The organism is Lutibacter holmesii (assembly GCF_042679665.1).
In the GTDB taxonomy this organism is placed as follows: domain Bacteria; phylum Bacteroidota; class Bacteroidia; order Flavobacteriales; family Flavobacteriaceae; genus Lutibacter; species Lutibacter holmesii.
Window position 1 is genome coordinate 561,036 of sequence record NZ_JBHTMV010000004.1, and the last position, 13,424, is coordinate 574,459.

Annotated in this window: 14 protein-coding genes; 8 read left to right on the top strand and 6 right to left on the bottom strand. The window is 29.9% G+C overall.

The features are described 5' to 3' along the window. Nucleotides 1-16 precede the first annotated feature (16 nt). Together ACFQ5N_RS10835 and ACFQ5N_RS10840 are read left to right on the top strand one after the other, a co-directional pair. Entirely contained in the window at nucleotides 17-1,729 is a 1,713-nt protein-coding gene (locus tag ACFQ5N_RS10835; protein ID WP_386809519.1) for a phospho-sugar mutase, read from the top strand. After that, complete coding sequence (locus ACFQ5N_RS10840) at nucleotides 1,729-3,555, top strand: ABC transporter ATP-binding protein (RefSeq protein ID WP_386809520.1); 1,827 nt, start codon at nucleotides 1,729-1,731, stop codon at nucleotides 3,553-3,555. Before ACFQ5N_RS10835 ends, ACFQ5N_RS10840 begins: the two co-directional genes overlap by 1 nt. A gap of 31 nt (nucleotides 3,556-3,586) precedes the next feature. On the opposite strand, the gene ACFQ5N_RS10845 is transcribed toward ACFQ5N_RS10840, so the two are convergent. The 6 genes from ACFQ5N_RS10845 to ACFQ5N_RS10870 form a co-directional block, all read right to left on the bottom strand. Then, a complete protein-coding gene (locus ACFQ5N_RS10845) occupies nucleotides 3,587-5,011 on the bottom strand; it encodes a CCA tRNA nucleotidyltransferase (RefSeq protein WP_386809521.1) in 1,425 nt (474 codons plus the stop codon). 75 nt (nucleotides 5,012-5,086) lie between these two features. Then, nucleotides 5,087-5,647 (bottom strand): L-threonylcarbamoyladenylate synthase, encoded by a 561-nt coding sequence (locus tag ACFQ5N_RS10850; RefSeq protein WP_386809522.1) that lies wholly within the window; start codon nucleotides 5,645-5,647, stop codon nucleotides 5,087-5,089. Between the two features lie 17 nt (nucleotides 5,648-5,664). After that, nucleotides 5,665-6,639 carry a stealth family protein gene (locus ACFQ5N_RS10855; protein WP_386809523.1) on the bottom strand — a complete coding sequence of 325 codons (975 nt, stop codon included), beginning with the start codon at nucleotides 6,637-6,639 and terminating at the stop codon, nucleotides 5,665-5,667. A gap of 12 nt (nucleotides 6,640-6,651) precedes the next feature. After that, nucleotides 6,652-7,518 carry an ATP-grasp fold amidoligase family protein gene (locus ACFQ5N_RS10860; RefSeq protein ID WP_386809721.1) on the bottom strand — a complete coding sequence of 289 codons (867 nt, stop codon included), beginning with the start codon at nucleotides 7,516-7,518 and terminating at the stop codon, nucleotides 6,652-6,654. A 262-nt stretch (nucleotides 7,519-7,780) separates the two neighbouring features. Next, nucleotides 7,781-8,758, bottom strand: a complete 978-nt coding sequence (locus ACFQ5N_RS10865) for a Stealth CR1 domain-containing protein (protein ID WP_386809524.1) — start codon at nucleotides 8,756-8,758, stop codon at nucleotides 7,781-7,783. Nucleotides 8,759-8,850: 92 nt separating this feature from the next. Continuing rightward, the gene (locus ACFQ5N_RS10870) at nucleotides 8,851-9,666 is read right to left on the bottom strand and encodes a 2,3,4,5-tetrahydropyridine-2,6-dicarboxylate N-succinyltransferase (protein WP_386809525.1); all 816 of its coding nucleotides are present in this window, start codon (nucleotides 9,664-9,666) and stop codon (nucleotides 8,851-8,853) included. 98 nt (nucleotides 9,667-9,764) lie between these two features. Between ACFQ5N_RS10870 and ruvX the strand changes: the two genes are divergently transcribed. The 6 genes from ruvX to ACFQ5N_RS10900 all read left to right on the top strand — a co-directional run bounded on the left by ruvX (nucleotide 9,765) and on the right by ACFQ5N_RS10900 (nucleotide 13,389). Then, complete coding sequence (gene ruvX, locus ACFQ5N_RS10875; protein WP_386809526.1) at nucleotides 9,765-10,175, top strand: Holliday junction resolvase RuvX; 411 nt, start codon at nucleotides 9,765-9,767, stop codon at nucleotides 10,173-10,175. Between the two features lie 113 nt (nucleotides 10,176-10,288). Then, on the top strand, nucleotides 10,289-10,876 hold the full coding sequence (gene def / locus ACFQ5N_RS10880) for a peptide deformylase (RefSeq protein ID WP_386809527.1): 588 nt from the start codon (nucleotides 10,289-10,291) through the stop codon (nucleotides 10,874-10,876). Between the two features lie 6 nt (nucleotides 10,877-10,882). Next, nucleotides 10,883-11,302 carry a DUF5606 family protein gene (locus ACFQ5N_RS10885; protein WP_386809528.1) on the top strand — a complete coding sequence of 140 codons (420 nt, stop codon included), beginning with the start codon at nucleotides 10,883-10,885 and terminating at the stop codon, nucleotides 11,300-11,302. A gap of 3 nt (nucleotides 11,303-11,305) precedes the next feature. Next, a complete protein-coding gene (gene mazG, locus ACFQ5N_RS10890; protein ID WP_386809529.1) occupies nucleotides 11,306-12,085 on the top strand; it encodes a nucleoside triphosphate pyrophosphohydrolase in 780 nt (259 codons plus the stop codon). A gap of 117 nt (nucleotides 12,086-12,202) precedes the next feature. After that, nucleotides 12,203-12,658 (top strand): DUF1801 domain-containing protein, encoded by a 456-nt coding sequence (locus tag ACFQ5N_RS10895; protein ID WP_386809530.1) that lies wholly within the window; start codon nucleotides 12,203-12,205, stop codon nucleotides 12,656-12,658. Beyond that, a complete protein-coding gene (locus tag ACFQ5N_RS10900) occupies nucleotides 12,658-13,389 on the top strand; it encodes an SDR family NAD(P)-dependent oxidoreductase (RefSeq protein ID WP_386809531.1) in 732 nt (243 codons plus the stop codon). The genes ACFQ5N_RS10895 and ACFQ5N_RS10900 overlap by 1 nt, the downstream gene beginning before the upstream one ends. The last annotated feature ends 35 nt before the right edge of the window (nucleotides 13,390-13,424 follow it).

Here is a 13,424-nt window from a genome sequence, read left to right on the forward strand (position 1 = left end):
AAAAACAAATAAAGACATGACTATTTTAGAAAAAGCACAATTATGGTTATCAGATACTTTTGATACTGATACACAACAAGAAATTAAAGAGTTAATTGAAAACGACAAAGATAAATTAGCGGATAGTTTTTATAAAAGTATGGAATTTGGTACTGGTGGAATGCGTGGTGTTATGGGTGCAGGAACAAACCGAATTAACAAATACACGCTTGGAAAAGCAACTCAAGGTCTTTCAAATTATTTAATAGAAACGTTACCTAACAAACAGCTAAGTGTTGTAATTGCTTTTGACTGCCGTCATAATAGTCAATTATTTGCAAAAGTAGTTGCTGATGTGCTTTCAGCTAATAATATAAAAGTGTATTTATTTGAAGATTTACGCCCAACTCCTGAACTTTCATTTGCAGTTAAACACCTAGGATGTGATGCCGGTATTGTATTAACAGCTTCTCACAATCCACCAGAATATAATGGTTATAAAGTATATTGGGGAGATGGCGGACAAATTGTACCACCACACGACAATAAAATTATAGCAAAAGTAAATGAACTAGATTTTTCTGAAATTAATTTCAACGCTAATGAAGATTTAATTGAAGTTATTGGTAAAAAAGTAGATGATGCCTTTGTTGATGCTTCAGTAAAAAATGTTGCGTTTAACACAAAAGGAAAAGAAAATTTAAAAGTTGTATTTACTTCATTACATGGTACATCAATTGTTTCTATTCCAGATGCTTTAGCAAAAGCAGGCTATACAGATGTGCATATTGTTGAAGAGCAACGCATTCCAAACGGAGATTTTCCAACCGTAGCTTCACCTAACCCTGAAGAACCTGCAGCTTTAAAAATGGCTACAGATTTAGCAGAACAAATTCAAGGAGATATTGTAATTGGTACAGATCCTGATTGCGACAGATTAGGAATTGCTGTTAGAGATTTAGAAGGTAACATGAAGTTGTTAAACGGAAACCAAACAATGTGTTTAATGACCAACTTTTTAATTAAAAAGTGGAAAGAAGCAGGTAAATTAAACGGAAAGCAATTTGTAGGTTCTACCATTGTTTCTACCAATTTAGTAAATGAAATTGCTGAAAGCTATGGTGTTGAAACAAAAGTAGGATTAACCGGTTTTAAATGGATTGCAAAAATGGTGCGTGAAGCCGAAGGAACACAAGACTTTATTGGTGGTGGTGAAGAAAGTTTTGGGTATATGGTTGGAGACTTTGTACGTGATAAAGATGCTGTAACTGCAACAGTTTTAGCTTGTGAAATTGCAGCTGAAGCAAAAGCAAAAGGAAGCTCTATGTACCAAGAATTACTACAAATTTATGTAGATAATAACTTTTATAAAGAACATTTAATTTCTTTAGTTAAAAAAGGAATGGATGGTGCACAACAAATTGCACAAATGATGGTTGATTTACGTGAAAACCCAATTTCAGAAATTGATGGTTCTAAAGTAAATTTTGTGTACGATTATGAAGCTTCAACAAAAAACAACTTATTAACCAACACAGTTGAAACTATTGATATTCCAAAATCAAATGTATTAATTTACGAAACTGTAGACGGAACTAAAGTAGCTGCAAGACCAAGTGGAACTGAACCAAAAATTAAATTTTACTTTAGTGTAAGAGGCGAATTATGTTGCATTGAAAAAGCAAAAGAAGTTGAAGCCGAATTAGACACTAAAATTCAAAGAATAATAAAAGAGATGAAACTTTCTTAATGAATTATTTCAAAAAGATTTTAGCATACGCAAAACCTTACCTTAAATATGCATACTTAAATGTTGTTTTCAACATTTTGTATGCCATATTTAATGTACTTTCAGTATTAGGTTTTATTCCTGTTTTAGGTATCCTTTTCGGAAAAGAAGAACCCGTAAATGTAAAACCTGTTTACAGCGGCATTGCCAGTTTGTACGACTATGTTTCTGGTTCTTTAAACTACAAAGTTACCGAATTGATGGATAACGGAGGAATAGATAAAGCATTGCTCTTTATTTGTATCTTATCTTTTAGTTTATTTTTCTTTAAAAATTTATTTCGCTATTTAGCCTCTTTTGTACTTGTGTTTTTACGTAATGGCGTAGTAAAAGATTTAAGAGATAGTTTGTATAAAAAAATAGTAGAATTGCCTCTCTCCTATTTTTCAGAAAAGAAAAAAGGTGATATTATTGCTCGTATGACTTCGGATATTCAAGAAGTAGAAGTTTCTTTTTTAACCTCTTTAGAAACTGTTGTACGTGAACCACTAACCATTATACTTACACTTATTTCAATGTTTGCCATTAGTGCTAAACTTACATTATTTGTATTTATATTATTACCGGTTTCGGGATTTATAATTTCAGCGGTTGGTAAACGGTTAAAAGCAAATTCACTTTTGGCACAACAAGAAACTGGTAATTTTTTATCGTTTATTGAAGAAACTTTAACAGGTTTAAGAGTAATAAAAGGTTTTAACGCAGAAGATAAAATTGAAAAGAAATTTACAGATTCTACAACAAAGTTTAGAAATTTAATGACAAGTGTTTTACACAGAAAAACATTGGCTTCACCAATGAGTGAGTTTTTAGGATCTGCTACCATAATTGCAATTTTATGGTTTGGTGGTCGTCTTGTATTAGGTGAAAACAGTGACATGAAACCTCAAGAATTTTTTGGGTACATAGGTTTGTTTTATTTAGTTTTAAATCCAGCTAAAGCAATTTCTACAGCATTTTATAATATTCAAAAAGGAAATGCCTCAGCCGAGCGTATTTTAAAAGTTTTAGAAACAGAAAACACTATTATTGATAAACCCAACGCACCTGAAAAAGAAACTTTTGAAAAAAGTATTTCTTTTGAAAATATTTCTTTTAAATACAAAGATGAATATGTTTTAGATAATTTTTCTTTAACTATTGAAAAAGGGAAAACAGTTGCTCTTGTGGGGCAATCTGGAAGTGGAAAATCAACCTTAGCAAATTTAATTACCCGTTTTTACGATGTGAATAAAGGTGCTATAAAAATTGATGATGTCAACATAAAAGATATCACTCAAAAATCATTAAGAGGTCTAATGGGAATTGTAACACAAGATTCTATACTATTTAATGATACAATTAAAAATAATATTTGTTTAGGTGTTACAAAAGCAAGTGACGAAGAAGTTTTAGAAGCTTCAAAAATTGCAAATGCTTATGAATTTATTAAAGATTTACCTCAACAATTTGAAACTAATATTGGCGATAGCGGTAACACGCTTTCTGGTGGACAAAAACAACGTTTAAGTATTGCAAGAGCCGTGCTTAAAAATCCTCCAATTATGGTGTTAGATGAAGCAACTTCTGCATTAGATACTGAAAGTGAACAATTGGTACAAAAGGCCTTGGAAGAAATGACTAAAAACAGAACTTCCTTAGTAATTGCGCACAGGTTATCTACTATTCAAAAAGCCGATTTAATTGTGGTTATGAAAAAAGGTAAAATTGTAGAACAAGGTAAACATGAAGATTTATTAGCTCAAAAAGGTGAGTACTTCAAATTGGTTACTATGCAATCTTTTTAACTGTAAAGCCAAGAGCTTTAGTCCTAAAAAACTAAGCTCTTTTTAACCCTAACTTTTTAGCTCTTTCAAGCATAAATTCGTAAGCTTCATCATAATCATTGCTAATTTTACCATCTAAAATAGCTTCTTTAATAGTATCTTTTAGTTGCCCAATTTCTCTACAAGGCTTTAAATTAAAGGTCTTCATAATTAATTCACCCGAAATTGGTGGCTGAAAATTTCGCACGTGATCCCGTTCTTCAACTTCTTTAATTTTTTCTCGAACTATTTTAAAATTTTGATGATATCTCTTAAATTTTGCAGGGTTTTTAGTAGTAATATCTGCTTCACATAACGTCATTAAACTATCAATATCTTCACCTGTATCAAAAATTAAACGCCTAACGGCTGAATCTGTAACATCAGATGCTAACACAATTGGTCTTGAACTTAAAAACACCATTTTTTGAACAAACTTCATTTTTTCATTCAAAGGCATTTTTAACCGTTTAAACAATTTATATACCATTTTTGAACCTACAAATTCATGTGCATGAAATGTCCACCCTAAACTTTTATCAAATTTTTTGGTTGGTGCTTTTCCAATATCGTGTAATAAGGCAGCCCAACGCAACCATAAATCGTTGGTGTGTTCTGAAATATTATCTACCACTTCTAAGGTATGATAAAAATTATCTTTATGCTTTTGACCTTCAATTTCATCAACACCTTTAAGTGCAGTTAATTCAGGTAAAATACGTTGTAATAAATTTGTTTTTTCTAACAACAAAAAACCAACCGACGGAATTGGTGATGCTATAATTTTATTCAATTCAGTAACAATACGCTCTCGAGTAATAATATCTATTCTTTCTGAATTTCTAGTAATTGCATTTAATGATTCCTCTTCAATATTAAAATTTAACTGCGTTGCAAAACGTATTGCACGCATCATTCTTAACGGATCATCAGAATACGTAATATCAGGATTTAGTGGTGTTTTTATTACTTTATTTTCTAAATCTTGTATACCATTAAATGGATCTAATAAAGCACCAAAATTATTCTCGTTTAAACTTAAAGCCAATGCGTTAATTGTGAAATCTCTTCTATTTTGATCGTCTTTTAAAGTACCGCTTTTTACAACAGGATTTCTGCTCTCTTCAGTATACGATTCTTTGCGAGCTCCAACAAACTCAATCTCAATGTTTTGATAACGCAACATTGCCGTACCATAGGTTTTAAAAACCTGTACTTTAGGTTTATTTGGCAACAAATTAGCAACTTCTAATGCCAATTCAATTCCACTTCCAATTGCTACCACATCAACATCTTTATGCGAGCCTCTTTTTAAAAAATAATCACGTACAAAACCACCAATTACATAGGTTTCTAATTGTAAATTTATGGCTGCTTGTGAAATATAATTGAAAATTGGATGCGTTAAGGCATCGTTATAAGTGTTGTTGTTTGACATATTTTTTAATCACTCAGTTTTAACACATTTAAAATACACACTTTCAAATTTATTAAAGTGCATTTTAATGCAAATTTACGCTCGAAGCACAATAATTTCTCCGTTATCAGCTACTTTTAAAATAGTAGAAGATTTATCGCTTACAACTTCGCGCTGCAAATCTACAATATAGTCTACCTTATCCAAAACTACTTGACTTATTTCTTTAAAACTTTTGGGGGTATTTTCTCCGCTAATATTCGCCGAAGTAGAAACAATTGGTTTTCCAAAAGCAGTAATTAATTGTTTGCAAAAGTCGTTTTGAGGTATTCTAATTGCAACTGTATTATCACTTGCCACCACATTTTTTGCCAATCCTACGGGATTGTTATAAATAATAGTGGTTGGATTTTTACTATTTTTCAATAAATTCAATAATTCTTCAGAAATGGAAGGTATGTAATGTTGTAACATTTGAATTCCATCAACTAAAATAATAAGGCTTTTACTTTCTGAACGTTGTTTAATTTCAAAAACTTTAGCTACTGTTTTAGTTGAAGTTGCATCACAACCAATTCCCCAAACCGTATCTGTAGGGTATAATAACACTTTTGATGCTGAAAGTGCTTGTAGGCTATTTGATAGTTCTTTTTTCAATTTATTTGATAGATAAGTTAGCTTTTAAGAATTTTCTCAGACCAATTTTCAAAATACTTTAACTTATTTTTAGAACATTGATCTAAACTTTGTAAACATATAAAAAGTGTATTACTATTACTTTGAGCTTTGTTTAGTAACATTTTGTAATACAACAAAGGTTTTTTATAAGATTGAATGTAAATAAGCTGGTAATCATCTTTTAAAACACAGGTTTTATTTTTAATCTCAATATGATTTATAAGACTTTGTGGAGTAAATTGCTTATTGGTTCTAAAACGGTGTTTTACATTCTCTAATTCGTGATTCCTATTTTTACTAAAGTAGTTTTCAAAAGTAGATTTTCTAAAAGGAAATGGAGTATGATGAAATTTATAATACTTTTTAAAGCCAGCTAATTTAGCTCCTTTTTGTTGCGCTAATTTATGACCTGCTTTTCGCTCTTTTTTTGAGCCTTTTATAAGATTCTTTGCTTTTTTTACCAGCCTATCTTCTTCAAACAACAACCACTTACCTCTTAAAACGGGAACATTATTTATAAAAAAATCGGTTAATTTCACCGGTTTAATCAAAAACATATCATCATTAAAATAAATAAAATGTTCAGCTAAGTTTGGTATTTTATATAATTGGGTTTCTATTGGCCTACAATTAAATGTGGGTAAAAAATCTTCATATCCGGTAAATATTTCTTTATGATCTACTATAGAAACATTCGCATATTTATCTTTTGTTTTTTCTGAAGTTAAAAAAGCAGGTATTTGATTATCAGTTACTATAAATATATTTCGAATAAAAGGAGCAAATTTTAGTATAGAATCAACCGTAAATTTTATCTCATCTACTTGATCAAAACGAGTTCTAAACTTTTTACAACTACTCGCATCACCAGAAATATATGGAGCCATCGTTTTAATATGTTGTTCGTCTTCACCATCAACCCAAGTTATAACAACATCTACAGGCATTTGTATTTTATCATTTTCTATCATTCAAACGTAACTTTACTCAATTGTTATAATCTTTTGACCTTTTGGAATTTTTGGTAATATAAAATAATTTCCAATAATTTTATTATACGATTCAGGATAAAAATCTTTTCTACCATCTGAAGGATAAAAAGTCATTTCTCCAAAAATAATTTGATTCTTTATGGAATAAAAGTCTACTCGAACAAAAGGAAAATTTGCTGCTAATTTTTCAGCTAAAGGAATCATTTCCTCAAAATTATTTGGCTTTTCAATTTCTTCAGAAATGGATTTATCAACAGAGACATATCTAAAAGGCAATTTATTAAAAGTTAAATCATAAAAACCTCGTTTATGATTTTGACTTCTATCTAAATGTACTTCTACAAATTTTGCAACTCCATTGAAACAATAAAATTTATAATCTATAAGTGAGGACCTTCCTTCTTGCTCAATAAATTTTTCAGCAATTATTTTTGGTTTAACATCTTTATAAGCCCATTCTTGACCCGTTCTATAGTATTGATTTGTGCCTAACCATTTTTTAAAACGTTTACGACAACTAATTAAATTCAATGCAGATTTGTCTTCACAAATTAAATTATGACTACTTGAGTGAACTGCTTTAATTACAAATTTATTTGGTAATTTATCAAAATCTACTTCTTCTGGCTTTGTGTATACTCCATAAATTTCATTAAGATATTTTGCACCAATTTTTTGTTCAACATAAGCTCTAACTTCATATTTATCAACCAACTGATTTAGTATTTTTGGTCTATAAAAAACTTTATACCATTGAATTTTAGCATTAAATTCAACGGGGTTTTCAAAATTCAATTTCTTTCCAGTAAAATATTCGTACAAAAAAGGCACATATATTTTTGATGGCAAAAATGTCATTTTCTTTAATTGCCTTAAACCAAATTTTCTTAACTTTTTAAACATACACCTTTAAAGTATTTCTGCAAAAATAGCAAAAAAAAAAGGAGCCCTACAATAGCGACTCTTTTTGGTTTGTTTTTCGAAAGATTTACAATTGAATAATTAACTGTAAAAGCAACATTTGATAATAAGTTTTACATTGTCAAAATATTTAGAACTTACGCTAATGTTCTCTTAAGTGCAATTTATGACTAACTATTTTAACCTTAAAAAATACACCTTATGCATCATTTATTTGCTTAGACAGCCAAGTTGTAATAAATTTTAATTTCTTTGGAGAACAATTATTTAAACTTTGTAAACACATAAACAATTTATTTTGTTGCTTATTACCACACCAAAACACAAATTTATACCATAAAAACGGCTTTCCATACGATCCAAAATATACCAATTGGTAATCCTTTTTAAGTATCGCATTATTATTCATAATTTCAAGATGATTCCCTAAACCTTGTAATGTAAATTGCGTATGATGCCTAAATTTATGTTTTGCATTTAAAAGTTTCATGTCTGGGTTTTCCTTAAAATAAGCATCAATTGTAGACTTTTTTAAAGGTGCTGGTGTGTGGTCAAATTTATAATACTTTTGCACCCCTAACTTTCTAGCTATATTTTGCTGACTTCTTTTAAATCCGTAAGTTAATTGTTTGGGGTTACCTCCAAACAATTCTCTAATTTTATAAACAATATTTTTATGCCAAATATTAGAATCATAATTTCTCCATTCACCTCTTAACACTACTTTCCCTTCCCTAAAAAAATCTGAAGGAGTCGTTTTTTTGATTAGAAAAAAATCATCATTAAAATATATAAAATTTTCAGCAAGTCCAGGAATATTGGTAATCATTGTTTCAATTGGAAGACAATTAAATGTTGGCAAATACTCTTGGTAGTCTATAAAAATATCTTTGTGATCAATAATTTTTACACTATTGTACTTTTGCGTATTGTTATGTTTTAAAAAACCAGGAATTTGATTATCAGTTACTACAAATATATTTCGAATGTAAGGAGCAAATTTTAAAATTGAATTTACTGAGAATTGAATTTCATCTACTTGATCAAAACGTTCTCTAAAACTCTTTTTTTTTAGCTTTGATGTATCCGAAACAAAAGGTAACATCTTTTTTTTGTGAAGTTCATCGTTACCGTCAACCCAAAGAATTACGGCATCTATTGGATAATCAACATTCATAAAATTTAACTGTAATTTCTAACAAAACTACTAATTATAAAATAAAAAAAGCCACTAAAATAGTGGCTCTTTTTATATAAAATGTTAAAGTTTTAAACTGCTACATCATTATCTCTTAATGCTTCATTTAAAGATGTTTTTTTATTGGTACTTTCTTTACGCTGTCCAATAATCATAGCACAAGGAACATTGAATTCTCCTGCTGGAAATTGTTTTTTATAACTTCCAGGTATCACAACAGATCTAGCAGGTACTCTACCTTTTATTTCTATTGGCTCTGGTCCAGTAACATCAATAATTTTTGTACTCATCGTTAAAACTACTCCTGCTCCTAAAACAGCTTCTTTTTCTACATGAACTCCTTCAACAACAATACAACGTGAACCAATAAACACATCGTCTTCAATAATTACTGGTGCCGCTTGTAAAGGTTCTAAAACTCCACCAATTCCAACTCCACCACTTAAGTGTACGTTTTTACCAATTTGAGCACAACTACCAACAGTTGCCCAAGTATCAACCATAGTTCCTTCATCAACATACGCTCCAATATTTACATAACTAGGCATTAAAATAGTTCCTGCAGAAATATATGCTCCGTAACGTGCAACTGCATTTGGCACTACACGAATACCTTTTTCTTGATAACCTGTTTTTAAAGGAATTTTATCATGATATTCAAAAATACCAGCTTCTAATGTTTCCATTTTTTGAATTGGAAAATACATTACTACTGCTTTTTTAACCCATTCATTAACTTGCCATCCATCTGCAGTTGGTTCAGCAACACGCAAACTACCACTATCTAATAACCCAACAACTTCACGTATGGTGTTTTGAGTTTTTTCTTCTTTTAATAAGGCTTTATTTTCCCAAGCTTCTTCTATAATTTTTCTAATCGCTTCCATATTCTAAATTTTCAATAATAAAGCAAATATAAAATTTAAAATATGTATTTAAACCTAAATGAGTAAATTTGCACACTTTTAATAATTATGTTAACATTTTGGCACGAATTTTAGCTTTAGATTACGGAACAGTACGTACAGGAATTGCTGTTACAGATGAATTACAAATAATTGCATCTGGACTTACAACGGTTGATACTAAAAAAATATTCTCTTTTTTAACTTCGTACCTTAAAAATGAAAACGTAGAATTATTTGTTGTTGGTGAACCCAAACAGCTAAACAATACTGCAAGTGAAAGTGAACAATTTATTAAACCATTTATTGAAAAACTTAAAACAACTTTCCCTAAAATACCCGTTAAACGTGTAGATGAACGTTTTACTTCAAAAATGGCTTTTCAAAGCATGATTGACAGTGGATTGAAGAAAAAACAGCGTCAAAACAAAGCATTAATTGACGAAATTAGCGCAACTATTATTTTACAATCTTACCTGCAGCAAATTTAATTTTAACGAGTGTTAAAATTATTCTAAATAATTAACGCTGTTCCTTGTTTTAAGAGGCGCATCGTTTTTCTTTTAACTATTAATTCGTACTTTTGCAGTCCAAAAAATAAAAAATGATTTTACCAATTATAGCATACGGTGATCCTGTTTTAAGAAAAGTAGGAGTTGATATTGACAAAGATTATCCAAATCTTGCTGAGTTACTAGAAAACATGAAAGAGACTATGGAAAACGCGCAAGGTGTTGGGTTAGCTGCTCCTCAAATAGGAAAAGCTATTCGATTATTTCTTGTAGACACTTCTCCTTTTAGTGCTGATGAAGATTTAGACGAAGAAGAACGCACTTTTTTAGCTGGTTTCAAAAAAACATTTATCAATGCTAAAATTACAAAAGAAGAAGGTGATGAGTGGGCTTTTACTGAAGGTTGCCTTAGTATTCCTGATATTAGAGAAGATGTTTTTAGAGAAGAAACTATTACTATTGAGTATTTAGATGAAAATTTTGAAAAACATACCGATGTTTTAAGTGGTTTAGCTGCTAGAGTTGTTCAACACGAATACGATCACATTGAAGGAATTTTATTTACAGATAAAATTTCATCACTAAAAAAACGATTAATTAAAAAGAAATTAGAAAATATTTCAAAAGGAAAAGTAAATTCTGATTATAGAATGAAATTTCCTACATTAAAAAGAAGATAAATATATATGGAATTAAAAGACATTGTAGCCGTAAACGGAAAACCAGGATTGTATGAAATTAAGGCACAATCTAAAGGAGGAATTATTGTAGAATCTTTAATTGACGGGAAAAAATTCCCAATTACTGTTACACATAACTTAAGCGCTTTAAATGAAATTGCTATTTATACATATGAAGAAGAAGTTCCTTTACGTATTATATTAAAAAGCATTGCAGAAAAAGAAGGTGGAAAACAAGCTTTAAGCCATAAAGAAAGTGGAAAAGTTTTAACTTCATATTTTAGAGAAGTTTTACCAAATTTTGACGAAGAACGTGTATATACTTCAAATATTAAAAAAGTAATACAATGGTATAATTTATTAGCATCTAAAAACTTTGACTTTGCTACTATTGAAGAAGAAGAGTCTGAAACTGAAGAAGCTTAAAAAATGAATACAAGAGAACAGCAACTGCAAGCATTTGGTCGATTATTAGACATTATGGATGAGTTGCGTTCTAAATGTCCGTGGGATAAAAAGCAAACTTTTCAATCTCTAAGACACTTAACTATTGAAGAAACATATGAATTAGGCGACGCCATTCTTAATAACGATTTCGAAGAAATTAAAAAAGAACTAGGCGACGTGCTACTTCATATTGTTTTTTACGCCAAAATTGGTTCTGAAACAAACAATTTTGACATTGCTGATGTTGCCAATACAATTTCTGAAAAATTAATTTACCGTCATCCACACATTTATGGAGATGTAGAAGTAAAAGATGAAGAAGAAGTAAAACAAAATTGGGAACAACTTAAATTAAAAGAAGGCAAAAATTCGGTTTTAGAAGGAGTTCCAAAATCGTTACCAGCTATGGTAAAAGCCAACAGAATACAAGATAAAGTAGCTGGAGTTGGCTTTGACTGGGAAAAACCTCAACAAGTTTGGGAAAAAGTTCAAGAAGAATTAGCTGAATTAAATGCAGAAATTGAAAAAGGAAACACTAATGCTATTGAAGCTGAATTTGGCGACGTATTGTTTTCAATGATCAATTATGCTCGTTTTATTAAAGTAAATCCTGAAAACGCCTTAGAACGAACGAATAAAAAATTCATTAACCGTTTTCAATATTTAGAAGCCGAAGCAAAAAAAATAAACAAATCACTTCAAAATATGTCGCTTGAAGAAATGGATGTATTTTGGAATGCTTCAAAAAAAATCTACAAATAACGCTTCTTGGTTATTCATAATTAATTTGTATTTTCAATTTTAATTTGAACAAAATAATGCCTTTGTGCGATTATTTTAAGATAATTAAAATCAAATTGTAATTTTTAAATTTAAATTATGCAACTTAAAGCCAACAATCCAGAAGAATATATTTCCCAAATTCCTGATGAAAGAATTCCCTATTTTGAAAAACTTAGGAAAACAATTCTAGAAAATATTCCTAAAGGTTTTGAAGAGCAAATGAATTATGGAATGATTAGCTATGTAGTTCCAAAATCAATATACCCTGCTGGCTACCATTGTAATACAGAGTTACGGCTTCCATTTGCAAACATAGCTTCTCAAAAGAATTTTATTGCCTTATACCATATGGGAATTTATGCAAACCCAACATTACTTGATTGGTTTATAGCTGAATACCCAAAACATTGTAAACGAAAATTAGATATGGGAAAAAGCTGCATTCGGTTTAAAAAAGCTGAAGAAATTCCGTTTGCTTTAATAGGTGAATTAATGCAAAAAATGACGGTCACTGAATGGGTTGAGTTGTACGAAAAAAACACAAAAAAATAATGAAGAATATTTTAATAATTACCGGAGGAAGCAAAGGTATTGGATTGGGTTTAGCAAAGGAATATCACAAAAATGGTTATCGAATTATTTCCATTTCAAGAAGTAAAATTGAAAAGTTATATGCTGTAGAACAATACCAGTGCGACATTACAAATATTGAAAAGATTCAAGAAACTTTGGTTGAAATATTTTCTCAATTAGACAGAGTTCGCACTAAAAATATTACACTAATAAATAACGCAGGTAATTTAGGAGCTGTAAACACTATAGAACATATTGAACCATCTGACATTCAATATACAATTAGCGTAAATTTAATTGCTCCATTAATAATAAATTCTCAATTCATTAAACTTTCTAAAGAGTTTAATTGTAAAAAACAAATTTTTAATATTTCATCTGGGGCAGCAATAAATGCTTATGAAAGTTGGGCTATGTATTGCACTTCAAAAGCAGGTGTTGATATGATGACAAAGGTAATTTCAAAAGAACAAAAAGAACTTAAAAATGGTGTTAGTATGGTTTCTATTTACCCAGGAATTGTTGATACAGACATGCAAGCGCAAGCCAGAAACACACCTAAAGAGAATTTTAAATCTGTACAACGTTTTATTGATTTTTACGAACAAGGAGAATTGTTTACACCGTCACAAGTTGCAAAAAAAATATACCATTTAGATGTTACTGGAGAACTTAAAAACGGACGAATTTTAGATGTGCGTAATTTTTAACTCATTATTAAAAGCATAAAAAAAGCAGCCAATTG